31 protein-coding genes and 2 pseudogenes are annotated in these 25,922 nt (G+C 38.9%); 28 read left to right on the top strand and 5 right to left on the bottom strand.

The features are described from left to right. Positions 1-110 precede the first annotated feature (110 nt). From GT674_RS14990 to GT674_RS14940, 11 genes and pseudogenes are all read left to right on the top strand, one after another. Positions 111-686, top strand: a pseudogene (locus tag GT674_RS14990) (cyclase family protein); the annotation flags it as partial. A gap of 41 nt (positions 687-727) precedes the next feature. Then, positions 728-1,417 (top strand): aspartate/glutamate racemase family protein, encoded by a 690-nt coding sequence (locus GT674_RS14985; protein ID WP_161286439.1) that lies wholly within the window; start codon positions 728-730, stop codon positions 1,415-1,417. 628 nt (positions 1,418-2,045) lie between these two features. Then, positions 2,046-2,297, top strand: a complete 252-nt coding sequence (locus GT674_RS14980; protein WP_161286437.1) for a hypothetical protein — start codon at positions 2,046-2,048, stop codon at positions 2,295-2,297. A 302-nt stretch (positions 2,298-2,599) separates the two neighbouring features. Then, positions 2,600-2,839, top strand: a complete 240-nt coding sequence (locus GT674_RS14975) for an ErpK protein (protein WP_161286435.1) — start codon at positions 2,600-2,602, stop codon at positions 2,837-2,839. A 195-nt stretch (positions 2,840-3,034) separates the two neighbouring features. Continuing rightward, positions 3,035-3,997 carry a helix-turn-helix domain-containing protein gene (locus GT674_RS14970; RefSeq protein ID WP_161286434.1) on the top strand — a complete coding sequence of 321 codons (963 nt, stop codon included), beginning with the start codon at positions 3,035-3,037 and terminating at the stop codon, positions 3,995-3,997. A gap of 113 nt (positions 3,998-4,110) precedes the next feature. Beyond that, positions 4,111-4,707, top strand: coding sequence for an MptD family putative ECF transporter S component (locus GT674_RS14965; protein WP_161286433.1), 597 nt, complete (start codon positions 4,111-4,113; stop codon positions 4,705-4,707). A gap of 3 nt (positions 4,708-4,710) precedes the next feature. Next, on the top strand, positions 4,711-5,394 hold the full coding sequence (locus GT674_RS14960; RefSeq protein ID WP_161286431.1) for an energy-coupling factor transporter transmembrane component T family protein: 684 nt from the start codon (positions 4,711-4,713) through the stop codon (positions 5,392-5,394). Then, positions 5,382-6,803: an ABC transporter ATP-binding protein gene (locus GT674_RS14955; RefSeq protein WP_161286429.1), complete on the top strand. Its 1,422-nt coding sequence runs from the start codon at positions 5,382-5,384 to the stop codon at positions 6,801-6,803. The genes GT674_RS14960 and GT674_RS14955 overlap by 13 nt, the downstream gene beginning before the upstream one ends. Next, positions 6,796-8,562 (top strand): ABC transporter ATP-binding protein, encoded by a 1,767-nt coding sequence (locus GT674_RS14950; RefSeq protein ID WP_161286428.1) that lies wholly within the window; start codon positions 6,796-6,798, stop codon positions 8,560-8,562. The genes GT674_RS14955 and GT674_RS14950 overlap by 8 nt, the downstream gene beginning before the upstream one ends. Then, positions 8,547-10,280: an ABC transporter ATP-binding protein gene (locus GT674_RS14945; protein ID WP_161286427.1), complete on the top strand. Its 1,734-nt coding sequence runs from the start codon at positions 8,547-8,549 to the stop codon at positions 10,278-10,280. The genes GT674_RS14950 and GT674_RS14945 overlap by 16 nt, the downstream gene beginning before the upstream one ends. A gap of 11 nt (positions 10,281-10,291) precedes the next feature. Further along, a pseudogene (locus GT674_RS14940) lies at positions 10,292-10,444 on the top strand (metal-dependent transcriptional regulator); the annotation flags it as partial. Positions 10,445-10,653: 209 nt separating this feature from the next. Here the strand turns inward: GT674_RS14940 and GT674_RS14930 are convergent. Both GT674_RS14930 and GT674_RS14925 read right to left on the bottom strand, forming a co-directional pair. Continuing rightward, positions 10,654-12,033, bottom strand: a complete 1,380-nt coding sequence (locus GT674_RS14930; protein WP_161286425.1) for a relaxase/mobilization nuclease domain-containing protein — start codon at positions 12,031-12,033, stop codon at positions 10,654-10,656. Continuing rightward, a complete protein-coding gene (locus GT674_RS14925) occupies positions 12,000-12,323 on the bottom strand; it encodes a MobC family plasmid mobilization relaxosome protein (RefSeq protein ID WP_161286424.1) in 324 nt (107 codons plus the stop codon). The genes GT674_RS14930 and GT674_RS14925 overlap by 34 nt, the downstream gene beginning before the upstream one ends. Before the next feature lie 250 nt (positions 12,324-12,573). On the opposite strand from GT674_RS14925, the gene GT674_RS14920 reads away from it, so the two are divergent. Then, entirely contained in the window at positions 12,574-12,945 is a 372-nt protein-coding gene (locus GT674_RS14920) for an MmcQ/YjbR family DNA-binding protein (protein ID WP_161286423.1), read from the top strand. Continuing rightward, positions 12,945-13,376, top strand: a complete 432-nt coding sequence (locus tag GT674_RS14915; RefSeq protein WP_161286440.1) for a flavodoxin family protein — start codon at positions 12,945-12,947, stop codon at positions 13,374-13,376. Before GT674_RS14920 ends, GT674_RS14915 begins: the two co-directional genes overlap by 1 nt. 58 nt (positions 13,377-13,434) lie before the next feature. On the opposite strand, the gene GT674_RS14910 is transcribed toward GT674_RS14915, so the two are convergent. Next, complete coding sequence (locus GT674_RS14910) at positions 13,435-13,635, bottom strand: helix-turn-helix transcriptional regulator (RefSeq protein WP_054335619.1); 201 nt, start codon at positions 13,633-13,635, stop codon at positions 13,435-13,437. Between the two features lie 57 nt (positions 13,636-13,692). Next, positions 13,693-14,427: an XRE family transcriptional regulator gene (locus GT674_RS14905; protein WP_117457278.1), complete on the bottom strand. Its 735-nt coding sequence runs from the start codon at positions 14,425-14,427 to the stop codon at positions 13,693-13,695. Between the two features lie 192 nt (positions 14,428-14,619). On the opposite strand from GT674_RS14905, the gene dinB reads away from it, so the two are divergent. The 5 genes from dinB to GT674_RS14880 all read left to right on the top strand — a co-directional run bounded on the left by dinB (position 14,620) and on the right by GT674_RS14880 (position 17,550). Then, the gene (dinB, locus tag GT674_RS14900; RefSeq protein WP_161286422.1) at positions 14,620-15,867 is read left to right on the top strand and encodes a DNA polymerase IV; all 1,248 of its coding nucleotides are present in this window, start codon (positions 14,620-14,622) and stop codon (positions 15,865-15,867) included. Between the two features lie 14 nt (positions 15,868-15,881). Then, complete coding sequence (locus GT674_RS14895) at positions 15,882-16,094, top strand: DNA-binding protein (protein WP_161286421.1); 213 nt, start codon at positions 15,882-15,884, stop codon at positions 16,092-16,094. A gap of 12 nt (positions 16,095-16,106) precedes the next feature. Then, positions 16,107-16,346, top strand: coding sequence for a hypothetical protein (locus GT674_RS14890; protein ID WP_161286420.1), 240 nt, complete (start codon positions 16,107-16,109; stop codon positions 16,344-16,346). A gap of 250 nt (positions 16,347-16,596) precedes the next feature. Then, positions 16,597-17,169, top strand: a complete 573-nt coding sequence (locus GT674_RS14885) for a hypothetical protein (RefSeq protein ID WP_161286419.1) — start codon at positions 16,597-16,599, stop codon at positions 17,167-17,169. Between the two features lie 9 nt (positions 17,170-17,178). Continuing rightward, a complete protein-coding gene (locus GT674_RS14880; protein ID WP_055059686.1) occupies positions 17,179-17,550 on the top strand; it encodes a hypothetical protein in 372 nt (123 codons plus the stop codon). 76 nt (positions 17,551-17,626) lie between these two features. Here GT674_RS14880 and GT674_RS14875 read toward each other — a convergent pair whose 3' ends face one another. Then, positions 17,627-17,833, bottom strand: a complete 207-nt coding sequence (locus GT674_RS14875) for a DUF6219 family protein (RefSeq protein ID WP_161286417.1) — start codon at positions 17,831-17,833, stop codon at positions 17,627-17,629. A 179-nt stretch (positions 17,834-18,012) separates the two neighbouring features. On the opposite strand from GT674_RS14875, the gene GT674_RS14870 reads away from it, so the two are divergent. The 10 genes from GT674_RS14870 to GT674_RS14825 all read left to right on the top strand — a co-directional run. Continuing rightward, the gene (locus tag GT674_RS14870; RefSeq protein WP_008688152.1) at positions 18,013-18,330 is read left to right on the top strand and encodes a helix-turn-helix domain-containing protein; all 318 of its coding nucleotides are present in this window, start codon (positions 18,013-18,015) and stop codon (positions 18,328-18,330) included. A 150-nt stretch (positions 18,331-18,480) separates the two neighbouring features. After that, a complete protein-coding gene (locus GT674_RS14865; RefSeq protein WP_029732086.1) occupies positions 18,481-18,693 on the top strand; it encodes a sporulation initiation factor Spo0A C-terminal domain-containing protein in 213 nt (70 codons plus the stop codon). Between the two features lie 4 nt (positions 18,694-18,697). Beyond that, the gene (locus tag GT674_RS14860) at positions 18,698-19,129 is read left to right on the top strand and encodes a hypothetical protein (protein WP_161286416.1); all 432 of its coding nucleotides are present in this window, start codon (positions 18,698-18,700) and stop codon (positions 19,127-19,129) included. 326 nt (positions 19,130-19,455) lie between these two features. After that, positions 19,456-19,929 (top strand): sigma factor-like helix-turn-helix DNA-binding protein, encoded by a 474-nt coding sequence (locus GT674_RS14855; protein WP_172677211.1) that lies wholly within the window; start codon positions 19,456-19,458, stop codon positions 19,927-19,929. Between the two features lie 244 nt (positions 19,930-20,173). Continuing rightward, positions 20,174-20,356: a hypothetical protein gene (locus GT674_RS14850; protein WP_161286414.1), complete on the top strand. Its 183-nt coding sequence runs from the start codon at positions 20,174-20,176 to the stop codon at positions 20,354-20,356. A gap of 153 nt (positions 20,357-20,509) precedes the next feature. Further along, positions 20,510-20,890, top strand: a complete 381-nt coding sequence (locus tag GT674_RS14845; protein WP_161286413.1) for a type II toxin-antitoxin system PemK/MazF family toxin — start codon at positions 20,510-20,512, stop codon at positions 20,888-20,890. Further along, positions 20,871-21,119 (top strand): DUF6870 family protein, encoded by a 249-nt coding sequence (locus GT674_RS14840; protein ID WP_015568866.1) that lies wholly within the window; start codon positions 20,871-20,873, stop codon positions 21,117-21,119. Before GT674_RS14845 ends, GT674_RS14840 begins: the two co-directional genes overlap by 20 nt. A 108-nt stretch (positions 21,120-21,227) precedes the next feature. Continuing rightward, positions 21,228-22,919 (top strand): recombinase family protein, encoded by a 1,692-nt coding sequence (locus GT674_RS14835; protein ID WP_161286412.1) that lies wholly within the window; start codon positions 21,228-21,230, stop codon positions 22,917-22,919. Position 22,920: 1 nt separating this feature from the next. Further along, entirely contained in the window at positions 22,921-24,612 is a 1,692-nt protein-coding gene (locus tag GT674_RS14830; RefSeq protein ID WP_161286410.1) for a recombinase family protein, read from the top strand. Further along, positions 24,609-25,922 (top strand): recombinase family protein (locus GT674_RS14825; RefSeq protein WP_161286409.1); only part of this gene is annotated, 1,314 nt, incomplete at its 3' end. The genes GT674_RS14830 and GT674_RS14825, both read left to right, overlap by 4 nt.

The following is a 25,922-nucleotide window of genomic DNA, read 5'->3' as shown; positions in this document are numbered from 1 at the left end:
AAACGAAGGGGCAGTTCTCTGCAATGTCAAAACTGCTTTTTCGTTTACACCATCAGCGATTGTAACCTAAAGAATTTGGTGAATATCCAGTAAGAGCATATCAATATTCGTTTCCAGGGCAATATGGAACACATGTAGATGTACCAGGTCATGCTGATGTAAATGGACGCACCTTGGAAAAAATTGATATTAAGGAATGTGTATTGCCATTATGCGTAATTAATTGTAGTGATAAGGTTAAAATGAATAGTGATTATGCATTATCGCTAGATGATATTCATGATTATGAAAAGATTTATGGAAAAATTCCAAAGGGAGCTTTTGTTGCGATGAGGAGCGATTGGGGAAAAAGGTGGCCTAGTCAGGAAAAGTTTCAAAATATGGATGAATACGGAGAACAGCATTATCCTGGCTGGAGTTTAGAGGCTGTAAAATATTTAATTGAAAAAAGAGATGTTACTGCAATTGGACATGAAACATTTGATACAGATCCACCATTTTGCAAAGAACAGCGTTATTTCCAAGCGGAATGTTATGTCTTGAAACAAGACAGATATCAAATTGAGATGCTTACAAATCTGGATAAAATTCCGGAAAGAGGAGCTATTATATTCTGTATTTTTGTAAAGCAGACAAATGGAACGGGGTTCCCTGTTAGATGTTTTGCAATTTGCCCAAACAAATAATATATAATTTATGAGATTATAAAGAAAGGAATAGAATGCTCATGAAAAAAGCAGGTTTAATAGGAGGCATGAGCTGGGAAAGTACGGTGCCGTATTATAAAATAATAAATGAGGTAATCGGGCAACAATTAGGCGGATTATACTCTGCAGATTGTATTTTACATAGTATAAATTTCTATGAGATTGAATCAACAATATCAAAAGGAAATTGGGACAAATCGAATGAGTTATTAGCAAATGCAGCGGAAAGCCTTGAAAATGCAGGTGCAGATTTTATCGGTATATGTTCTAATACGATGCATAAATGTCTTCCGGCTATAAAAAAGAAGGTAAACTTACCTATTGTTCACATTGTTGACGCTACAGTGGAGGAGATGAAAAGAGAGGGAATGTCTGAAGGGCTGCTGTTAGGAACAAGATTTACAATGGAAGAATCGTTTAATAAGGAGCGATTTTATAAAAATGGAGTAAATATTATTATCCCTAGTTTAGAGGAGCGACAATTGGTACATGATATCATTTTTGCAGAATTATGTAGGGGTATTATAACCAATAATTCTAAAGAACAATACAAAAAAATAATATATAAGTACTGTAAAGGAAAAGAAACTGGTGTAATACTTGGGTGTACAGAAATAGGATTGCTAATTCAACAAAATTTCATGGATGTTCCGATTTTTGATACAACTCAAATTCATGCAAAAAAAATTGCGATGTATATGATTGAATAGTTTGTGTGAACAATGGTCGTTTGCGCCAGTCGAAAATATGCTTATAATATAGGGGAATAGTATATTCCGGATAAGTTTCCATCATCTGTTCGATAATATGGAAATCACTTTTGAGATTCACGTTTATGCATATTGAATCATAATTTCTATGAGAATATTGATAAAGACTGCTATATGTCGTAGTTGCGGCAAGGTCTTGATTAATATTCTTATAGAAAAAGCAATTTCCGAGTAACGAAACTTCGATTTCTATATTGGGGTGCTGATTTTGGGCTGCAAGAATATTCAATCAACTTTCGTTTTTGAAATAGCATTGAAGTGGTATCTACGATGTTTTGATGTGAAATGGATTCTGCGGTATATTGTTTCTGAACTTCCGAAAAAATCTCCCCTAAACAAATTTTAGGGCTAGTGAGGAATAAAAAATATTGATCGTTATGATCTGTATGGAACAACTGTCAGGAACCTGTTATACGAAGGGGATGCGAAAAAAAGAAATATCCACATTTACTACAGTGATGGAAAAGCATATGGTGAAAAACAGGAGATCAAGCAGAAGATACGCCGGCTGAAAAAATATCTAGACGGATGTGTTGGGAAAGAATGTGTAGCATTTGGGCCAGAGATCATGAAGTATTTTTACCTGAATTTTGAAAAGGATAGGAAGACGCTGAAGCTTGCAGAAGAGAACGCTTCAGCAGTAGAAAAGGAACTGTCTCCGGCAGGATATTTTGCCATTGTTTCATCAGAAAATATGACGCACGGGAAGCAATTGAGTTATATAAAAGCAGAGATGCATCAGAAAAACTGTTCCGCAGTGACAAATCTTATCTTGGAAATAAAAGCATGCGAGTATATAGTGATGAAGCATTGTCATTAAAGGTATTTATCCAGTTTATTGCCCTGATTCTGCGAAGCAGGATCTATTAGCATTAAAAGAAAAAAGCGAAAAAATGTTGAAAAGACCGAACTAACTAACAGTTCCAGCAGCATTAAAAGAACTGGAAAAGATAGTAATGATACGTCAGCTTGACGGCGTTTATCGTCTGGAGCATGCTGTCACCGCAACCCAGAAAACCATACTGGATGCCTTTGGTTTAAACGAAGGTAATGTACGGCATTAAGCGAAAGAAATCGAAAAATCCTACAGAGCAAGTAAGAAAAACAAAGGATAAAAAAGATATGGCAAGAATGAGAAGAAGCAGCGAACAGACCCTGGAATACAAGATTGAACAGGCAGAAGCAAAGGTTGCAAAAACGAAAGAAGCACATGAAAAAGCGGTTGATGAATTAAAAAAACTGTACGATATAAGAATGGCATATCAGAGAGATGAACTGTTAAAAGCGATGAAAAACAGCAGCCGTTCTTATGGAGAGATCCTGGCATTTATTACCTCAGGAGAGACATCAGAGGATGAGTAAAACAGGACTGAATAAGTCTATAAATAGGCACGACAGGTGAATTTAGCCTGGTTGTTTGGGGGAAATCCTACATTTAGGGGATTTATTTTCGGAAGTTCACATTGTTGATAAATTGACTTCGATAGATAAATAATATATACTTACGATTAGATACCACTAACTTTTGACTGTGAAAATGATGGAGTGCTTAATATTATGTATGAAAAAATCGAAGAAAATTATGGACTTTTTGATTCGGGTGTAGTTGTTCTTGAAAAGACTCAAAATGTGACGAAATATCAAATTGACTGCAATACACCGGATGGTACAATGTATTGTTACCATCTTTTTCAGGGCATTGATTTGGCTTATACGACTTTTTATGCTAATTCCTGCTTTCAACGAAAAAATTCACTTCCTCATATAATTGAAATTGCATATTGTAGATCGGGGCGATACGAATGTGAATATAAGCGAGGATTTATGACATATTTAGGTGAGAATGACCTTGCTGTGAGCATCATAAACTCACAAAGAAATGAGCCTATATTTCCTACGGGAATTTATGAAGGGGTGGCCCTTATTATCAATACCGACATCATAGGGGAATGTTTTCATGCTCCGGTTATTGGGATTGAGATTGATTTCGCTGGACTTATTCAGAAATTTTGTTACGAACAATGCTGTGTAGTAATGAAAACGCCCCCTGAATTATTACATGTATTTGAAGAAATTTGTGATTGTACCTATAGAGGTAATCTTGGTTATTTGCGTTTGAAAGCACTGGAGATATTCTTTTTGTTGTCTAATTTATCAACGCAGGATAATATTGAAACCTCTGCATACTATTCTGGCGAGACAATTGCAAAAGTAAAGGCGTTGAAATCGGCTTTGATGGAACAGTTGGATAGAAAAATTTCTTTGCCAGAACTTGCCGAGCAATACGGATTAAGTCTTACTATGTTGAAAGATTGTTTTAAGGCTGTTTATGGAAAACCGGTGCATGCCTTTAGACGAGAATACAAAATGCAGGTCGCAACAAAACTTTTAACGACAACAGATATGTCCATTACAGAGCTTGCTGGGGAATTTGGCTATGAGAATCCAAACAAATTCTCGACTGCGTTCAAAGAAGTGATAGGTGTTTCTCCGAGAGCGTATCGGGCAAAAAACAAATAAATGGCTTTTTGGATAGAATTTGGCTGTTTGGGAAGGAAAAAAACGAGATTATGTTGTATTCTAATTGCGGTTAGTGAGGACTGACCGCACTATTTTTTAGGAGGAAATTTGTCATGGGAAACAAATTAAAAATGAAAGACATTATTACTTTGGCCATATTTAATGTGGCAATCCTTGTTGTTATGGTTGTAGTTAAGATGGTTATTATGATGGTTGCGACACCGGCATTTAACTATCTGGCATATGTTGGAGTCATGGCACTCTTTTGCGCTCCTTTGTATGTTGTTATGTCAAACAAAGTAGCAAAAACAGGAACTCTCTTTGTAACCGCATTATTTTCTGGTCTTATGATGTTGCTTTTTGGTTCTGGTTGGTTTCTGATTGTTGAACTAATTGTTGGTGTGATTTGTGAGTTGCTTATGTTGGGCGAGAATACATATAAGAATCCGATTAGAAATGGAATTGGTTATATTGTGTACTGGGTTCTGTATGCTGTTGGTAGTGCAATTCCGCTTTATCTGTTCAAAGATCAATATCTTGCAAGTCTAGCCGATTCTTATACGGAAGAAGGACTTGAAACGCTTGTATATTATGGTTCGCCCGCTATGGTTGCGCTCATTAGTGTTATAACGATAGTATTTGCCATTGTTGGTTATTTGATTGGCTGCTATTTCTTGAAAAAGCATATTAAAAAGGCAAAACTGGTGTAATCAATGGAAAAACTGGACATTAGAACACACTTAATTGTTTTAATCAGTGCTACTCTGTTTTGGTTTGTATTTCAAAGCAACGCGGAAATACATGGTCTAGTGGTTCTATGCGCCTTGTATATGTGTGTAGCAGGATATTGGGAGAAAGCTCCAGGCTTTATTATGACATATATTATTATGTTGTTGTTAGCTTATTTGACGGCTCCTATTATGGGGATTATGTATGTTGTTATTTGCACATTTGCACGTGCTATACCGCTGACGATGGTGGCTGCACCGATTCTGTATGCAAATCCGAGCCGCATGATGTATAGTTTTCAGCGAATACATGTTCCTAAGAATGTATTGGTAATGTTGTGTATATTGATTCGTTTTTTTCCAGTTATAGAAAAAGAAATGTTATCTATCAGGAACGGAATACGTGCAAGGGGTATTTTCCCTACTTGGTGGAGTATCCTAAAGAATCCTATTATGGCATATGAATGTTTTTTCGTTCCCTTGACGGTTCGATGCTTGAAATTATCTACTGAACTTGGGGCATCTGCGGAGCTGCGGGGATTGGATTCATCTAATCCCCGTTCCTGCATATACAATATTGGTTTTACTTACAAGGACATTTTGGCAATTTTGGGATTTGTGTTAGGTTGCATTGGTGTTATGTTGGGGGTGAGAACTTGGTTGAGTTAGAAAGCGTTTCCTTTCATTATGGACGGGAAGATGCGGGAATGCTCCTGACCGGGGTAGAAGATATTTCTTTTAAAATTGAAAAGGGTCAGTGCGCTGTCCTGTGCGGACGTTCTGGAGCTGGAAAAAGTACTATTCTCCACCTGATTAGCGGGTTAGTTCCTGGATTTTACGAAGGGCAGTTAAAAGGCCGTGTTATAGTAAATAATGGTTTTCCCAGCAGTTTCACACCGGAAGAAAGGGTTGCAACACTGGGAGTAGTCTTTCAAGACCCTCGAAGCCAGTTTTTTATGGGAAAGGTACTTGATGAAATTGCATTTTCTGCTGAAAACATTGGGTTGTCTCCCGAACGAATATTACCGCAGGTTATGGAGTGCGCGAAGAGACTTGAAATAGAGTCCCTGTTGGAGAAAAAAGTCAATGAATTATCCAGTGGGCAGAAGCAACGTGTGGCGATTGCTGCCGCCACTGTATTCGCTCCGCCTGTATTGATATTGGATGAGCCAATTTCTAATTTGGATCGGGGCGGAATTAAAATCTTGCTTGAAATTTTGGGAGAGATAAAGCAGAATGGTACAACCATTATTATCAGTGAACATCGTCTGCATCAGTTTTTATCTATTGCGGATGTATATTTGCATATTGATGCCGGCAGATTGGTAAATAAATGGACAAAAGCCCAGTTTGAACGGCTTACTTGTAGTGATTTGATTGAGTGGGGCATCCGACATCCGGATTTGGCTGAATATGTACAAAGACCGCATCGACAGATTTTATCTGCTGATAAAGATTTGACTGTGGAGGGAATTTCTTTTCGGTATAAAAAAGCTGTGTGGGGAATTGAAGACTTGTCTTGCTGCTTTCCTGCCGGGACTGTTACTGCCATTCTTGGCAGAAATGGAATAGGGAAAACTACGTTTTGCAAAATTTTGTGTGGACTGTTAAAACAAAAGGTCGGAACAATAAAAAGAGAAAATCAGGTATTATCTTGCGCAGAGCGTCGTGCATCCAGTTATCTTGTTATGCAGGACGCGGATTATCAGATTTATGCGGATAGTGTCGGGAATGAGCTGGTATTAGGTAAAAAGGTAACAGAGGATTTGAGAAATCGTGCCTATGATGCGTTGGATGCCTTTCATCTGACCGCATTAAAGGATCGGCATCCAGCGTCTTTGTCTGGTGGCGAAAAACAGAGAGTAACAATAGCTGCCGCATATTGCTCGGATGCCGATATAATTATCTTAGATGAACCTACAAGTGGAATGGATGGAGAAGGTGTACTAAGTCTCTCAAAATGGGTAACATTCCTTGCCCAGAAAGGAAAAACCATTATCATTATAACTCATGATGATTTACTGTGTGATATGGCTTGTGACAACAGATTCTACATGGGAGGTAAGGAAAATGAATAAATCAGAAATTGCAAAACAGTTATTAGGTTTTATGCGTGCGCATAAAAATCAGTTTGTGCTGTCAATTCTGCTTGCTATTTTGGGCGTTGCTTCTGGTATGATTCCGTATTTTGCAATTGCCAGAATTATGCTTTATCTGCTGGAAGGTATAAGGGAGATGTCTATTTATGCCTTTTGGTGCATGATGGTGTTGCTCGGATTTTCTTTGAAAATTATTTTTGCGAATCTTTCAACTGCTGTATCACATACGGCAACATTTTATACATTGAAAGAGATTCGAATGCAGATTATAGATAAGCTGTCACGGGTTCCGATGGGCTATATCTTGGATCAATCATCGGGTAGTTTTAAAGACACGATTGTGGATAGGGTGGAAAGTATGGAGCCGATTCTTGCGCATTTAGTTCCTGAAATGACATCTAATTTGTTTGTGCCAGTATGTATGCTTGTTTATCTTTTTGTTCTAGACTGGCGTATGGCTCTTTTATCACTAGTTACGTTGCCCATAGGATTTTTCTGTTATATGGGAATGGCAAAAAATTATGAGGAACGGTTTTCTGGGCTTATAAAACGGGTTAAGAAAATGAATACAACAGTCGTTGAGTATGTGAATGGGATTGAGGTAATAAAAGCATTTAATCAATCTGCAAATTCTTATGAAAGATACTCTGATTCTGTGAAAGATAACGCCGATTATGCGGTTGGCTGGATGAAGGACACACAGCTTTTTATGTCGATGAGCAATACCATCTGGCCAAGTGTGTGGATTGCTATTTTACCGGTCGGAGGAATCCTTTACAAAGCAGGAATCCTTTCTGCTCCTGTTTTTTTAACCGTGATGATTTTATCACTTGGAATTGTTGGGCCAATTTTAGCGGCAATCAAATTTACGGATAGTGTAGCGCAGCTAGGAACGATAATAGGCGCTGTATGTAGTTTGCTGTCGGCTCCCGAAATGAAGCGCCCTTCTATACAGACCGACATACAGGATTTAACGATAAAATTTCAGGATGTTTCTTTTTCCTATGATGAAAATGTGGAAGAGCCTGTTTTGAGTCATGTTAATCTTATATTTCGCCCTAACACTATGACTGCGATTGTGGGACCGTCAGGTTCCGGAAAATCCACCATTACGAAACTTATTACTGGTTTTTGGGAAGTGACATCAGGCAAAATCACGTTGGGTGGCAAGGACATTCGGCAAATGCCGCTTTCACAACTCACATCGTATGTATCTTATGTTTCACAGGATAATTACTTATTTGATGTGAGTGTGCGTGAAAATATCCGAATGGGTCGTCTTACGGCAACAGATGATGAAGTAGAGGAAGCAGCCAAAAAATGCGGTTGTCACGATTTTATTGTAGAGCTGGAGCATGGCTATGAAACAGTTGTTGGCAGTGCAGGAGGACATTTGTCAGGCGGAGAACGGCAACGAGTAGCGATTGCGCGGGCAATGCTCAAGAATGCACCGATTGTAATTTTTGACGAAGCGACCGCTTACCTTGACCCTGAAAATGAGAGTTTAGTGCAGGATGCAATTTCAAATTTGGTTCGAGGGAAAATGTTGATTATGGTTGCACATCGTCTTTACACTGTAACAGGGGCAGACCAGCTTGTTGTGGTAAATGACGGTCGGATAGAAGCGACTGGAACACATGAGGAGTTGCTTGAGGTTTGCCCACTATATAAACAAATGTGGATGGCTCATATTGGTAGCCGTGATGAAGGAGGTGCAGACAGATGCTTACCGCATTGAGAAAAATATATGACTTTGCAGGAAATTGGCAGGGAGTATTAAAGAAATCTGTTGCTTTCAGTCTGTTGCACTCCATTTTTGATATGTTTCAGATTGCTGCGCTTTTTTTGATTTTAATTGGTTTAACGGAAGGAATGACATTGCAAATAATAGTATTTACGTTATTACTTCTGATTATCGGCATATTGGGGAAAATTTATTGCAGTTATATTTCTGATTTTTCGCAAACGAAGGTTGGTTATTATATGTGTGCGGAAAAGCGGATTCATGTGGGTGATCGCATGAAATATATGCCGATGGGGTATTTTAACGATCATAGTCTTGGAAAGCTGACTTCGGCTGTTACTACAACAATTGGAGATGTGGAAAATAACGCACCGTCTGTTTTAATTACAGTTGTTCACGGATTTGTTCATGTAGTTGTTATTACTATCGTGATGTTTTTCTTTGACTGGCGCATAGGTTCTTTATGTTGCTTGGGAATTCTTCTGTTTTTGGTATGCAATTCAATGATGCAGAAAAAATCACAGAAAATATCGCTGGAAAGGCAACGTGCACAGGAAGATTTGGTTGGTGCTACATTAGAGTACATACAAGGAATGAATATTGTAAAATCATTTAATCTTGGTGGTAACTCCAATCAAAAAATGAAACAGGCCATAGAAGAAAGCAGGGTTCGTAATACAAAACTGGAAACTGTTTTTATTCCTTATGGTGCTGCACAACAGTTTGTGTTAAGATTAATAAGTGTATCTATTATGTTCTGTTCTATTTTGTTTTATTTGCAAGGCAGTATGACACTTGTGTATTGCCTATTGATGTGTGTGGCTTCATTTTTGATTTTTAGTGAATTAGAAAAAGCGGGCGGTAAATCATTTGCGCTTCGTCTCATTGAAAGCTCGATTGATAAAATAAATGAGATTGATGAAACGCCGATTATGGATTTATCGGGACAAAATATAACGCCTCCAAATATGGATATTGAATTAAAGGATGTTAGCTTCTCATATGGTGAACATCAAATTTTCCGATGTATTAATCTTTCCGTTCCAAGCAGAACAACGCTAGCAATAGTCGGACCATCAGGAAGTGGAAAAACAACATTGTGTAGTTTAATTGCACGATTTTGGGATGTACAGTCTGGAAGTATTACTTTAGGCGGTACGGATATACGAGATTATACGTTAGATAAATTGCTTTCTAATTTCAGCATTGTCTTTCAGAATGTTTATTTATTTGCTGATACGATTGAAAATAATATCCGTTTTGGAAAGCCGGATGCCAGTCACGATGAGGTTGTCCGGGTTGCTAAGAAAGCTTGTTGCCATGATTTTATCATGGCACTGCCCCAAGGTTATGATACTGTGATTGGTGAAAGTGGTGCAACTCTTTCTGGTGGTGAAAAACAGCGTATTTCCATTGCCAGAGCGATTTTGAAAGACGCACCTATCGTTATTTTGGATGAGGCAACTTCCAGTGTTGATCCTGAAAATGAATCCGATTTACAGGCAGCCATTGAAAGTTTGACAGAAAGTAAAACGGTTATTACGATTGCCCATCGCTTGAAAACAGTCAAAAATGCGGATCAGATTGTAGTAATTGCAGATGGAAAAATTACACAGCGTGGAACGCACGAACAATTGAAAATGCAATCTGGTATTTATGCGGATTTTATCAATATTCGTCATAAAACAACGGGCTGGAAATTGGTTCAGTAAAGGAGGCGATTATGAAACTTCATGTATCCGGAGAAGATTATTTGGAAGCTATACTTGTATTACAAAAGAAAAGTGGTATGGTGCGTTCTATTGACCTTGCCCGGCACATGGGATTTAGCAAACCCAGTATCAGTCACGCAGTAGGCGTATTAAAGAAAGAAGGATTGCGAAACAAAAGAAGCAGCAGAGGCGAGCAAAACAGAAAAAAGAAACAAGAGATAATCTGGCTAAAGAAGAAATCTTGAAAGATGACAGATTTTTCTTTATTGCCGGTTATACCTCCTGAGGTGCACCGTATGGTGTCACCTGGGAGGAAATGGGGCTGAAACCTTGGGATGATGTGGAAGAGAATAATTGGGTTGTCAGTGCAATTTCATTTATCTCTTGTGACAGAAACAGATTCCCGTTTTGCCTGAAGTAAGTCAGAACTGATCTCAGGAGCATCGAGCAGTGCAGTGAAATTTTGCTGAATGATCTCTAGGGTTTTCTGCTTTTTCTGCAATTCCTGTTTTTCCCGGACAGTAGCATCCTGTTCAGATTCAAGATTTTCAATCCGCTTCTGGATTTTATTAGAGCTTGGGATTTTGGTGACACCGAGATCCTGAAGCTCTTTTTTTAGTGAATCGTGGAGCTGGTATTCTGTCTGATGCTTGGTCCGGTATGCTTTTGGATTTTTAGAAAATTTGCAATCTTCAATCACTTTACGGCAGAGACGGTAAGAATCACAGTGTTTCTGGATGACTTTCTGTGTAGTCAGTTCATTGCTGATTTCCACTATCTTCTGATCGGCAGCTTTAACAGAAGCTTCAATGTCAGAAACATGCTGCTGGAAATCTTCATAATTCAGCAGATTATTTTCAGAAAGATAGTTGAAGGTACGAGCCGCTTCTTTCAGGTTATTGAGTTTTGCCCATCGTTCAAATCCTTCACGTTTGCCTGTTGTTACATAGGTGGAAATATTGATATACAGGCGAGCTTCTCTGGACAGATGCCTTGGAGTTTTTACTTTGTTACGATTTTTAGCCAGACGGATGCGGACATTTTCTTCTGAATAATAGTTTCCAAGAGATTTTATATAAGTAAAGTTTTTCTGCTCCGGTGCACGGAAGGATAAATGTTTTCCCTGTCGAACTTCATATCCTGCTAACTGCATCTTTTGTAGGAATTCCTCATAGTTGATGGAAGTCCAGATTGCTTTATCAACTGCGACACGCAGTTTGGCTTTCCAGCTGGTGCCACGATGGTATTCCATGTTCTCTTTATAGCTTTTACCTTTTTCTCCGGTTGGCATACTGGTGACAAGTCCATTTTCATGGCAGATACGATTACTGATTCTGCAGAGTTTGTGGTAGCTCCGCTTATTGGAAACATACTTGTGATGATCAACAAAGCTTGCAGCGTTGAAGATGATATGATTGTGAATATGATTTTTGTCAACGTGTGTGCTGATCACGTACTCATATTTTCCTTTCAGCACTTCGTCAGCAAATTGTTGACCTAAGCGATGGGCAGTTTCGGCATTAACTTCTCCAGGTTTAAATGACTGGATCAGATGAAATGCCAGGTTATCGCCTTTGTCCATTACGTTCTTTTTTGCTGCTTCTCTGGTGAGAGCAAATTCCAAATCTGCAGTTTCCGGGGAACAGCCAAAACTGGAAACTAACAGTTTTTCATCTGTTTTATCTGGATTCGTGATGTAGTCCAGAGCTTTCTTGTCTGTTACTTTAATGGGGAAGATCTTAAGATACGCCATAATTCTTTCACCATCTCTTTCAATTCTTGCATTTCTTCTGGATATAGATCTCCGGTGGTATTTACCTTTTTTGCAATCTGGTTGATATTTACACCAATCTTGTGCATTTCCTCATACTGTTTCTTAAGTGGAGTGGTATCTGTGTTGACGATGTAACCGTCGATTGCCATTTTGCGCAGATAAGCTCCCATGTTTTTTGTCTTTGATTCTATCATCTTCCTGCGGATTAGCTTTCGTTCTTCTTCGGTGACATAGAAATGGATTTCTTTGTTTCTCTTTCTTTCAGCCATTGGCGGGTTCTCCTTTCTGAGAGGGCAGTAGTATCGTTGCTTTCAGCGTTTTTTTCAATTTAGGGCAGGGTTCCCTAAATTGGGATTTCCCGGAAGTGTATCCTCACTTCCTGTCCTTGCTGTTTTACCCCTCTATTAGTTAAAGTCAGGAGAACCGGGAAAATGCAAAAGAATTTGGCAGGTAGTACGGGAACCGAAAATATGGTATGATTATGGCAGGATATCAGAAGAATCAGGAGTTGAATAGATTGTGAAGAAAGAAGAAATTTTTGAATATGTGAAGAAACAGTATGGAACGATGCCGGAGTATTTATGGGCACAATCACCAGATAATGCTGTGCTGCGACATAAGAATGGAAAATGGTATGCTGTGGTCATGAGCGTTGAAAAATGCAAACTCGGATTAGAAGGAAATGAATTTGTCGATATTATTGATGTAAAATGTGATCCGGAAATGACAAGTATGATTATTCAGACCTTTGGATTTTTGCCAGGATACCATATGAACAAACAGCACTGGATCACAATTTTACTGGATGGTTCAGTAAGTGAAGCAAAGACATTAGATTTTTTGGATATGAGCTATGATATGATTGATGGGAATAGAGGAAAGGAAGAATGATGAGAAAGGTAATCGTATATTCATCTGTGCATCATGGAAACACAGAAAAATTAGTAAAGAACATTGCAGAAGAATGTCAGGTTGATTTGATTGATGCTGTAAAACAGCCAGATGCAGATTTGAGCAGTTATGATATGATTGGGTTTGCATCAGGAATCTATTTTTCAAAATTTCATCAGTCTATATTGGGATTTGCAGAGAAGAATCTACCGGACGACAAAATGGTATTTCTGATCTGTACTTATGCTGGAAATGCGAATTATAAATCCATAGAGCAGATTTTGGACAAGAAGCATTCTACAGTAATCGGAAAATTCGGATGCAAGGGCTATGACACATTTGGTCCATTTAAACTGCTGGGTGGTATAGCAAAAGGGCATCCAGATGAAAAAGATATAAAAAATGCAGTTGAGTTTGTAAAAGGACTATAAATAGTTTGGCGAAAAAGAAAAACCGGGGAACAGTCCTCGGTTTTCTGATATTTGCGGTTCAGTCTTCAATTTGAAAAATCTCTTCTACTGGCATTTTCAGATAATGTGCCAGACGGATTGCAATTTCGAGAGAGGCATTTCGCTCACCACGCTCAATGCGTCCGATGGTATCACTGCAAGAACCGACAGCTTTTGCAAGATCTGCCTGAACGAGATTTCGTTCTTCACGGATATCTTTAAGTGTGTTGTTAATTGCCATTTTATCACTTCCTTTATTATTTTCAGCAAGAGCAGGCTAGAAGTCTGCAGTTGATCTTTAATGAAAACCAGGGATTTCTGCTCCTTTGCATTTTCCGATTACTTTCCCAAAGATTTTAAAAGAATCAGATTCATAAATCTGGATTGGATGATACTTTTCATTCAATGAAACCAGATAAACTCCATCCGGACCGTCATGTAGCTCTTTGATATAGGTATTGCCATTGAGATAGAAGATACCGATTTCACCGTTGGAGATACTGTCTTGTTTATGAACCCATGCAACATCTCCGGTATGATACATTGGTTCCATACTGTCACCAGATATACGGATTCCAAAATCCGTCTTTTCAGGTGCGAGATGACCGACATTGTAACTTTCTTTTACACTGTCTTCAATATAATTTCCAGTACCGGCAGAAGCTGGCTCTACTGCAATCGGCTGATAATTTTCAAATGGAATGATATCGGCTCTATGCGGAAGATACTTTCTGGACGCCCGCAGAAGATTGGCAAATTCAATAATCTTAGCTTTGCCGTCTTCATTCAAATTTTCCATGACATGATCAAATGGATTTTCACCTAAAAATTCTTCGTATATATCTTCAATATCTAAAATCTGACAAACTGTCAGGATTGTGTGTAAGGAGGGTTCTCTTGTTAGATTCTCCCATTTGGAGACTGCTTTCGTAGTAACTTCAATTCCTTCCTGAGCAAGTAAGTCCACCAGATCCGCCTGGGAGTAGCCTTTCCTTTTTCTGTTTTCTACTAATACTTCTCCGAAAGCACGCATATGTTCGCCTCATTTCTTTTTGATTTTTCTATATGCATTATAACCCGAATAAAATCAAAAATCAAGAAAAATCTCCAAAAGGGAGATAATACGACCAAGATGTCGCTTGACTATCTCCAATACGGAGATATATACTAAGCATACAGAAATTGATAAGACAATTAAGCAAACAGGGAGAAGGTGGTGGAGTTAATGGGAGACAGAACAATTCTTCATAGCGACATGAATTCATTTTATGCAAGTGTGGAAATGTTGCATCACCCGGAATTTGCCGGAATGCCTCTTGCAGTTGGCGGTGATCCGGAAGCTCGGCATGGAATTGTGCTGACAGCAAATTATATTGCAAAGCGAAAAGGTGTAAAGACCGGAATGGCATTATGGCAGGCAAAACAGATTTGCCCGGAAATCATATTTGTACCACCACGGATGGACTTGTATTTGAGATTTTCACAGATGGCAAGAGAAATCTATTCGGAGTATACGGACAAGATCGAGCCATATGGGATTGATGAAGCCTGGCTGGATGTATCAGATAGCAGAAATCTGAAAGGAAGCGGAATAACGATTGCAAGAGAAATCAGCCATCGGATTAAATATGAACTGGGTGTAACGGTAAGTATTGGAATTTCCTGGAATAAGATTTATGCGAAACTTGGTTCGGATTACAAAAAGCCAGATGCGATTACAGAGTTTAACCGGGAGAATTATAAAAGTATGATTTGGCAGCTTCCTGCATCGAATCTGCTTTATGTTGGAAGACAGACGCGGAAGAAACTTCAGAAGCTGGGGATCCGAACCATTGGGGAACTTGCAGAAAGTGATGAAACAATGCTAGAAAGCCATTTTGGAAAAATGGGAATTGTGTTATGGTCATTTGCAAATGGCTGGGACAATGATCCAGTTTGCAAAGACGGGTATGCAGCTCCGGTGAAGTCAATCGGCAATAGTACCACAACTCCAAGAGATTTGGAAGATGATCTGGATGTTTGGATTATTCAGATGGCACTAACAGAAAGCGTTGCAGCAAGATTGAGAAAGCATGGTTTTAAATGCAAAACGATAGAAATTACGGTTCGGGACAATGGCTTGTTTAGTTTTTCGAGGCAGAAACAATTACTTCATCCGACAAATATAACAGATGAAATTGTGACAGCAGCATTTCAGTTGTTTAAGGATCATTATAAATGGGAGCATCCAATCAGAAGCCTTGGTATACGAGCAGTAGATCTTGTGTTGGATGATATTCCCGTGCAGTTGGATTTATTTGGAAATCAGGAGAAAAAGGAAAAGTTAGAGAAGCTGGATCGTACTGTAGATGAGATCAGACGACGGTTTGGTTATTTCAGTATACAGCGAGCGGCAATGTATCAGGATAAAGTCTTATCCCACTTAGACGCTGGTACGCACACGATCCATCCACACAGTTATTTTCATGGGTAATTGGAGGGATAGATTTGAAAAAAGCATTAACCAAAAAACAGAAAGAAAGTTATCAGTGTATTTTGGATTATACGAAGGAGCATGGATATCCGCCGACAGTACGGGAATTTGGAAAAATGATCGGAGTAAGATCAACATCATCTGCTTTTTCCAGAATCAAACAGTTGGAGTTAAATGGATATATCCGCAGAATCCCGGCATCGCCAAGAGCAATTGAGATTTTATAGTGAGGTGTCGGCATGAACAAAGTATATGTAGATGTAGTAGCAGAGTTTCGGAAAGACGGACAGCTGGTTCCCATATTTTTTACATGGGAGGATGGAAGAAAGTATAGCATTGACAGAATTTTGAAAATCGAGCGATGCGCCAGCAGAAAGGCAGGCGGTGTAGGAATGATGTACATCTGTATGATACAGGGGCAGGAAAGCCACTTGTTTTACGAAGTGGATAAATGGTTTATGGAGAGAAAAACAGCATAAGGAGAGATTGGTATAGACGATATTATTTGGATTATTAACCGGCAGGGATAGTCACTTTCCCTTTATATTCCTGCAGGTTTTACATAAGAAGAGGGATTCCGGTCAGTAAAGGCAGCTCCCACAATGCCTTTTGGATATCCGCTTCTGCAAGTTGTAGTAAGTAATTGCTTCCCATCAAAATCATGGGGAAAGCGAACTGGTCTGAAAGACCGCCAGTTAGTGTGATGATGATAAGGAGATTTTGAAACTGATGACAGACAGAGATTATGCAATTAAATCAATGAAAGAAATTACCTTCCAGATGGCAAGTCATGCACAGGATTATCTGGAAGTTACAATCGAAAGACATTATACTGATATTAAAGAATTGATGACAAGCTATCAGAAATTGATTTTGGAAAATCAGATTGTGTTAGAAGAACTGGATATGGAATGCCAGGAGAAAATCAATGAAGATATGGCATATGCATTGAGTTATCTGAGCATTTATAACAGCCAGCTGAATGTGCCAAAGATGCACCGGGAGATGAATAATCTGATGATTATTTATGGATTGTCGGACATGATCTATCGGGGAATGACTTTGGTGAAGTTCTATGCACCGAATGGTGTGATGCTCAGTGAGATCCTTCATTCCTGTTTTTGCAGTCATTATAATAAGACAGATGTGGAAGTACAACAGGAGTTAGGAATAGGCAGGACTTCTTTTTATAAAATGAAGAAGCAGGCACTTGGGTATTTAGGATTTTATTTTTATGAGATCGTGGTACCGCAGGCAAAGGATAAAAGATTTAAACCGTCACTGGGCGTTGAGGAAGAGTAGGTGAATAATATGAGATACGAAGATTCGATGAAAGGTGTAGCTGCTCAGATAATCAAAGAACAGCTGAGAGCCAGTAAAATTAAAAACAATCCAGAAGAGTTCCATTGGCATGATGAATATGCAACGTTGAATTTCTTTCGGTTTATCTGCAAAAATATCGGTAACTTGGGAAATGGAGAAATTGAAAAAATGGTCACACGCTTGAAAAGCATAGATCAGAAAGCAGTGGAAAACCATGTGAATGGTGCTGTTTGGGCATTTGATTATGATAAGATGTTCTGTGTATTGATGGAGAATGAAATTTGCCGAAAGGTGTGTGAAAAGAATAAATATAATAGTTGGATGAAGCTGATTGGACAGTATTGTATCTCAATGGCTTAAAGATAAAGAAAGTTGCTGGAGAGAAAAAATATTCTCCAGCAACTTTGTCTTTGATGAATAAAGGTCAATTTTTTATTTAATTATTCTCACTATTATTTGATTCAGTGATTTTTTTCTTCTTTGGAGAAACCAGTTTGTGACCGGAATAAATGGACATGCCCATACAAAGCAATGAAGAATAGGCAAAGTATTTATGTGCAGTCATAGATTTTTTGATTCCAGAATAAATGCATCCCAACATACAGAAAAGTGCGCCTAAGGACCAGTATTTATGTGATTTCATGATTTGATACCTCCTTTGATTTAACTGATTCAATCATAACGCTTTTTTACGAAAATGCAAAGAAAAACTTTGAATATAGTTCTGTAGAATTAGAACTTGGCTTTGCGATTCTGTATATTTAAGATATCCACAAGTATACTAAATTCAGAACGATTATTCGTTCTGGAGGAGGTGTTACGATGGATTTGAAAGCAGTAGGACAGCGAATCAAATCAGCACGAGAAGCAAAAAATCTCACGCAAGAGGAACTGGCTGCATTAGTAAATTTAAGTCCAACGCATGTGAGTGTAATAGAGAGAGGCTTGAAAGTTACAAAATTGGATACCTTTGTTGCAATTGCAAATGCATTAGATGTTTCAGCAGATACTCTTTTGATTGATGTTGTGGCACATTCAGTTACAGGTGTTACCAATGAGCTGACAGAAAAAATTGAAAAACTTCCGATCAAAGAGCAGAAAAAAATCATCAAAGTAATTCACACATTATTGGAAGAGTGATATGACAAACTGGGAAGAGCGAGTAGCTCTTCTTTTTTTGACCTTTTATTCAGCTTTAAGTTGTAAAGTGTCTTTTCATGATAATAGAAATATGCTAAATTAGTTCTATAGAACAAGGTGTAATTCTACTTATATATTGGAGGAAAATGAATGAGAGAGAAAACTATTTATGAGAAGATTGCAGAAAAGTACAACACAACACCAGAAGAGGTACGCAGAGAAATGCAGATAGCCATAGATGCAGGATTTGATAATCCCGATCCGGCTGTGCAGGAAGAATGGAAGAAAATGACACTTAAAGGAGACAGACCCACACCGGAAGAAGTAATCAATTACGCAGTAAAAAAACTAAAAGGAAAATAAAAATATGAAGAAAAAGATAATTGCATTGATTTCAGGAGCAGTGATCTTGATAATTGCTGCAGGAAGTATTTATGGGAAATCTGAATCTGGTCATAAGGAAGGCGAACCGGATGTGGTAGGAACATTTTCCGTAAATCGGGATGAAAATCTAACCGTAGTCGCTAACCGGGAACATATCGAGGATAGAGAAGCGTTTGCAAGAGAACTTTTGCAGATGTACAAGGATGATTCATTTTATTCGACAAAATTCTCCACAGACAGGGGATATGCGACGAGCCTTGATATGAACATCTATTTATGGAAAGAGGATATTGAAGATGGGGAATCGGTAATGACAGCCGAATATAGACCTGTAGAATACGGAAAGGACTATGATGTAGTCAATAATCCTGATAAATTTCAACTATATATAGATGGAAAAGAAGTAGAAGAATAACACGGTGAACTTTTTATACTGAAATATGTACGATTCTAATAATGAGATGAACTTATGGGAATGTATTGCGGATACTTTGTGAACTTTATCCTGATACAATGATTATGCTGATGAAAGAAGGCATAGATAACTGAATACAAGAAAGAGACTAAAGCCTCAGTAGTTAAGAAAAAACTACTGGGGCTTTTTTTCGTGCCTGAATTTCTCAGCCAATAACTGCGGGCGTATCCCGGCAGGATAAAGGCGGAGCAGGCATGATCCTAAACAGAGGTCCGCCTTCTGGATTTGAAACGAGCAACAAGATTTCAAATTCAGGAGGAACGGATATGTATATTGAACACCCATATTTTTACGAAGGAAAGTATTACGCAAATATTGATGGAGAAATGATCGAGATTACAAAAGAAGTTGCGTATGCGATGAATAATTTTTACAGAAGCAGCAAGGCAAAAAAAGTTGAGATTAAGAATGAACTGGGTGAGGTTGTGGATAAGATGCTGAGAGAAGTACCTTACAGCGGTCAGTCCATTGATGGAGAAGGCTTCATGATTGAGGATTTTCCAGATCTGAACTGTGATGTGGAGCACTGTGTACTGACAAAAATGGAACAGCAGGATATTCACACAGTGATCAATCAACTGAACTCAGAGGAACGCATGATTATTTATGGCATTTTCTTTGAAAACAAGACACAGACACAGATGGCGGAGATTATGGGGATTTCCAGACAGATGCTGTCATACAAGCTGAAATCCACTCTTAATAAGATGCGTGAAATGTATATGAATAAATTTTTTTAAAAAATTTTTCAAAATCTTTTGCATCTGCCAAAGTCATTTGACTTTAGTAATTAGAGGAAGTTAAAGGACTTCCTAAAATGAACCATGATAACTGAATATCCAATAATAACTGACGTGACATTTCATGCAAAGAGCACGAGGAAGATGCCGCTATAGGATTATAAGACAAAACAAAGATTTTTAGTTCAGTCCGTAATGCTGCGAAAAAGCACTGACCGAAGCCAGCTGGCAGGCTGGTGATGCGATGATATGTATGAGATGCGATACACTTGCAGATCCTGAGAAGTCTGTAACTGGTAAACCTATGAACTGCTGGAGCCTGGAAACGAGAGTTTCCGGGGTGTGGTCCGGAGTATGCATCCGGGCAGGTTATTATTCCCTTCCTGCATATGCGGGAGTAACGATTCGGGGTATCGAGGATAAATAGAATCGAGCGAGCACTGTTTAATAATCAAATTGGCTATAGAGGTTATGCGGCAGAGCTTTCCTTATGGGAAAGAAACTCTGCCGTATTCCTGTGGAGCCAATATAGCGCTATGGATGCTTTACAAATAAAAATAATAGATTGGAGAGAGGACAAATGACAATCCGCAGAGGAGATATTTTATGGGCAGATCTCGGTATGTTTCCTACAACATCTGTTCAGGGTGGAATAAGACCGGTGATCGTAGTGAGTAATAATAAAGCCAATACATACAGTTCAGTCATAACGGTAGTTCCGCTGACATCAAGAATTTATAAGAAACGGTATTTGCCAACACATGTGTTTATCAGCAAATATGATATGACGGGAATCCGAAAAGGAAGTTTGGCACTGGCTGAACAGGTTATGAGCATTTCTACGAAATGTATTATTGAGAAATGCGGAAGAGTGAACAAGTGGAGCCTGGATCGGGTACTGAAAGCAGTACAGATTCAGATGGGAATGGAAGGAGAAGGGCATGACGGCAGAGGAATATAGAAATTATCTGGAGCAGGATTTCAGTGACGTAGATATAAATGAAATGACTGATCTACGGATGATAAAAGCAGACAGAAATAAATCGCTTCAGGAACGGAGAGATATTTTCCTGAATAAAGTAGGAAATCCTTATCTGGTCCGGATCGGTAATATGAAAGTAAAAGTCAGATTTGCCAATAACGGTATATCTATGGAGCAGGCATTTGAGAATATGCTTCTGAGTGTCTGAAAAAGTACTGGCAAGATTGAGGGGACTGTGTTAGAATGTCGGTAAGGACAAATTATGCAGCCCCCTTTTATTACATGGATTTTCTGACGTAATAAAAGGAGGTAAGATATGTATCAGAATATCAATAAAATCTATCATGCCGCCATCTATGTCAGATTATCTAAAGAAGATGGCGATATTTCCAGTTCAGCAAAACTGGAAAGTAACAGCATTTCTAACCAGAAAGCTTTGATTCTGGATTTCCTGAAAGACAAAAAAGATATAGAAGTTGTTTCAGTCCGAGTTGATGATGGCTACTCAGGCTCTAATTTTGATCGTCCTGCATTCCAGGCAATGCTGGAAGATATCCGGCGTGGGATTGTAGACTGCGTAGTGGTAAAAGATTTATCACGATTTGGAAGGGAATATATTGATTCCGGGAAGTATATCGAGAGATTATTCCCGGCTCTTGGTGTGCGTTTTATTGCCATCAATGACAATTATGACAGTCTCAAGGGAAAGAATCAGGCAGACGAAATTATTATCCCATTTAAGAATTTAATCAATGATGCTTATTGCCGTGACATTTCTATTAAGATCAGGAGTAATCTTGAGATTAAGAGGAAAAAAGGTGAGTGTGTGACTCCGTTTGTAGCTTTTGGATACAGGAAGACAAAGACAGATAAGCATAAATTAGAGATTGATCCATCTGCAGGCAGTGTAGTACAGGATATTTTTAAGATGAAGCTGCAGGGAATGAGTCAGGATGCGATCGCTAATCGTTTAAATGAACTGGGTATTCTTTCCCCATTTGAGTATAAAATCAGCAACGGCAGTCGTTATGAAACAGGCTTCCGGCAGAAAGAACAGGCACTTTGGAGTTCCGTTACCGTCCGCAGGATACTGGAAAACGAGGTTTATATCGGAAACCTTGTGCAGGGAAAAAGGACGACACCGAACCATAAAGTGAAGCAGACTTATGTGAAACCGGAAGATGACTGGATCCGGATTGAGAAAAATCATGAGCCATTGGTGAGTGACCGTGATTTTGAAATTGTTCAGAGACTTCTGGGCATGGATACACGTACTTCGCCTGACCAAAAGCAAGTATATCTGTTATCCGGAATTGCTGTATGTGCGGATTGTGGTGCACCTATGACAAGAAAGGTTTCTACTGTGGCAGGGAAAAAATATGCTTATTATCTATGTTCCGCAAATAAAGAAACAAAACGCTGTTCCAGTCATAGAATACCGGAAAAGGATCTGGAAGATGCCGTACTGGTGATGCTGAAACAGCATATCCAGAATATCCTGCACCTGAAAAGAGTCCTGGAATTTGTTGGTACTGTGCCATTTCAGGAGATCAATATGAAGAAGCTGCAGGACAGGCTGGAGAAGAAAAAACAGGAGACAGAACGTTGTAAGGAGTTACGGATGATGCTCTATTCGGATATGAAAGAGGGCATTGTATCAAAAGAAGACTATGTAGAGCTTCATGCAGCCTATGGAAAGAGGCTTAGAAATGCGGAAAAGAATATCCGTGCAATCCAGAAAGAAATGGATAGTGAGCTGGAAAAAGCAGACAATGCCAATACCTGGCTGGATTATTTTGTGAAATATCAGGATATTGAAGAACTGTCCCGCACAGTGGTGGTAGAACTGATCAGGAAAATCAGAGTATATGATAAAAAGAATATAGAGATCACTTTTGATTTTGATGATTGTTATCAGACATTGCTGAATCAATTACCGGCTATGGGAGTTGATACGGTAGTAGATGATGATAATAATCTGCAGGTCAAGGTAAAGGAGGTTGTATAAAATGGCACGAAAGAGTAGGAAAAACATTCCGGAAGTAGTCGGCAGTGCAACCGTCCAGACAGAGGTGAGAAGACCATTCCGGGCAGGATTGTATGCCAGAATTTCAATGGAAACAGAAGAAACATTAGAAAGAGGGACGATAGAAACCCAGGTGGAATTGATGAAAAACTTTGTAGCAGATACGGAAGATATTTCGGTTGCGGAAGTTTATAAGGACTCAGACTATTCAGGTACAAATTTTGACCGTCCTGGATTCGTACAGATGATGGAAGATATCAAGCATGGAAAAATCAATTGTGTTATTGTAAAAGATTTGTCCAGACTTGGAAGAAATTATGTCGAAACCAGCAACTATATTGAACGAGTATTTCCGTTTTTTCATGTAAGATTCCTGGCTGTGACAGATGATTTCGATTCCTTCAGAGAGGGTGTGGATCTTACAGTTCCACTGAAGAATATTATCAATGAGTTCTATTCGAAAGACCTTGCCAAAAAGAGCAGCAGCGCAAAAAAAGCTCTTTGGAAAAAAGGAAAATTTACAAGTGCCTGGGAACCGTATGGTTACAGAAAGTCAGAAGAAGACCATCATCAGCTGATCGTTGATGAAGAAGCTGCAGAACATTTGAAAAGTATATTTTCTATGTATATGGATGGCAGGAACTATAGTGATATTGCAAGACAGCTCAATAAAGATGGAGTTTTATCGCCGACTTTACAGAGAAAATTCTATAAAACCGGTGAGAAGCCGCTTCCGGAGTCAAAACCCTGGAACAATTATGAAGTGAAACGAGTTCTTCAGGATGTTCATTGCACAGGTGATTCTGTATTTGGAAAATATCAGCAAAGTGTTTTCCAGGGAAATAAACAGAGAAATCGACCAGAGAGTGAATGGGTGCATGTGGAGAACACGCATGAAGGGATTATAGATAGAGAGTTGTTTCAACAGGTACAATCTAAAATCCAGGAATATACGGAAGCTTATAAGAAGAAACATCAGCAGAACAATGGGGCTATTAGAAACCATAATTTCTATACAGGAAAGATATGGTGCGGAGGCTGTGGCAACCGCATGACGTTGTCCAGAGAAAGAAATGGCACATTCTTTTATATCTGCGGAGCCAATACTAACCATAAATCCGGAGGAAAGCAATGCAAAGGGCACAGAGTCAGAAAAGAATATGTGGATGACGATGTTCTTCGCCTGATCCAAACGCATATGAAAACCGTATTGGATACAGAAAAAATGATTCAGAAAATGAATGCAGCTTCCAAAAATCAGACACAGTACCTGCTTTTGGATAAAGAGGTAGGAAAACTTCGACGAGAACTAAGCCGTATCAGTAAGCGTAAATCGGATTTATATGAAGACTATTCCGAACGTTTGATTACAGAAGAAGAATACATACAGTTTTCTCGGATCTATTCCAATGAAATTGAGAATATCAAGAGCCGTCTGGACACAGTATTGGCGGCACAGGTTCGGTATTCCCAGGATTACCACATTGAAGAAGGCTGGGGAAATGTGATACATACTTATATGTCAAAGCGTAAGCTGACAAAAGAAATGGCAGATGCCTTTGTGGATTCAATTATTATCCATGGTAAGTATGATTATGAGATCAAGCTGGTATATGACGATCAGTTTGCAGATTTACAGAAACTAAAGAAAGAGAAGGAGGCGCAGTCAAGATGACAGATCTTAGAAAAACAGCTGTTTACATCCGTTTGTCTGCAGAAGATGACAATGTAGATGGCAGAGCCAAAAAAGAGAGCGACAGTGTAACTTCTCAGAGAATTCTGTTAAAATCATTTGTAATTGATGAGCTGGGTGTAGTTGAGTCGGATATTCTGGAATATGTGGATGACGGTGTCAGCGGTACTCATTTTAAAAGGCAGGGATTTCAACAGCTGCAGGATGACATGAAAAGCGGAGAAATCGGCTGTGTAGTTGTGAAAGACTTTTCCAGATTTGGAAGAGACTATTTGGAAGTTGGATTTTATATTGAATATATTTTTCCACTTCTACAGATTCGATTTATTTCGATTAATGACAGCTATGACAGTGCAGCAAGTAGCGGAATGACTGGTGGAATGAATGTAGCATTGCAGAATCTGGTATACAATATGTATAGCCTGGATTTGTCCAAGAAAATTTCATCAGCATTGCAGACAAGAACGAGAAATGGTACACGCCTTCCGGTAAATGCCAGATATGGCTATAAAAAAGGAAAAGATGGAAGGCTGGAAGTAGATCCAGAGGCTGCAAAAGTCGTGAAAATGATTTTTCGGATGGCAGCGGAAGGAACAAGTTTTGCGGATATTACAAGGGAATTGAACGGACAGGCGATTGCCACTTGTGATGAGCAGAAATTATCAAGAGGGGATCAGGTGCAGTTCCAGAGGTTTGACACGATCAAAAAGAAACACTGGAGCCCTACGACAGTAGCGGCAATTGTCCGGGATGAGATTTATATTGGAACCAGAATCTGGGGAAAAACACGTTGCAGTATGCATACCGGTCATAAAGCAGTTCTGAATGATGAAACAGAATGGGTTCGCCTGGAAAATCATCATACGGCAATTATAGACAGGGCATTGTTTGAAAAAGCAAATGAAATGCATCCGAAAAAGAAGAGAAGTGTTGCGGAATCACGTACCAATTTTACTCTGGAAAGACGTAAAAAACAGCCGGCATTGTTGCTATGTGCTAACTGCGGGCATTCTCTGCTAAAAGAAACAGAGCATTTGCTGAAATGTTCAGATGCCCGAACCAATGGAGATCCTGTGTGTCGAAGTCTGGTGATCCGGCGGGAACCGTTGGAGGAGAATATCCTTGGGCTTGTTCATCAGTATGCAGCGTCAATATTGGAAAAAGAAAAGAAAGTATCTTCCAACAGGCAATGCGACGACAAAGAGATCAATACCGCAGAATTGCAAAAACAGAGCCGACAGTTGACCTCGGAAAAGATGAAACTCTATGATGATTACAAAGATGGTCGTATA

This window comes from Blautia sp. BIOML-A1 (assembly GCF_009883055.1).
GTDB lineage: Bacteria > Bacillota > Clostridia > Lachnospirales > Lachnospiraceae > Blautia_A.
Note: the sequence above shows the minus strand (reverse complement) of the source record. Positions and strands in the feature narration are given on the sequence as shown.